1 protein-coding gene is annotated in these 556 nt (G+C 66.4%); it reads left to right on the plus strand.

The annotated features are described in order from the left end of the window. On the plus strand, positions 1 to 556 hold a 556-nt coding region (locus tag FGE05_RS29610), incomplete at both ends, for an AMP-binding protein (protein ID WP_139650436.1).

Below are 556 nucleotides of genomic sequence, written 5' to 3' on the forward strand. Positions count from 1 at the left end.
GAACGAGCATGGCGCGGTGGTCAACCGCCTGCTGTGGATGCAGGACGCCTACACACTGAGCGCCGCGGACGCGGTGCTGCAGAAGACCCCGTTCAGCTTCGACGTCTCGGTATGGGAGTTCTTCTGGCCGCTGTTCACCGGCGCCCGGCTGGTGATGGCGCGTCCCGGGGGACATCGCGACCCGGCGTACCTGCGCGAAGTGATCCAGACCCAAGGCATCACCACGCTGCACTTCGTGCCGTCGATGCTGGACGTGTTCCTGGCCCATGGCGAGGCTGGCGAATGCGAGGGGTTGCGTCAGGTGATGTGCAGCGGCGAAGCCTTGCCGGGGCATCTGGTACGGCGTTTCAAGGCGCAATTGCCACAAACTGCGTTGCACAACCTGTACGGCCCGACCGAAGCGGCCGTGGACGTGACGGCGTGGGACTGCTCCGGCGCCGAGACACCGGACAGCACGCCGATCGGCAAGCCGATCGCCAACACCCGGATCTACCTGCTCGACGCCCACCAGCAACCGGTGCCTATGGGCGTGGCCGGGGAGATCTACATCGGTGGC

Source organism: Pseudomonas sp. ICMP22404 (assembly GCF_006227205.1).
In the GTDB taxonomy this organism is placed as follows: domain Bacteria; phylum Pseudomonadota; class Gammaproteobacteria; order Pseudomonadales; family Pseudomonadaceae; genus Aquipseudomonas.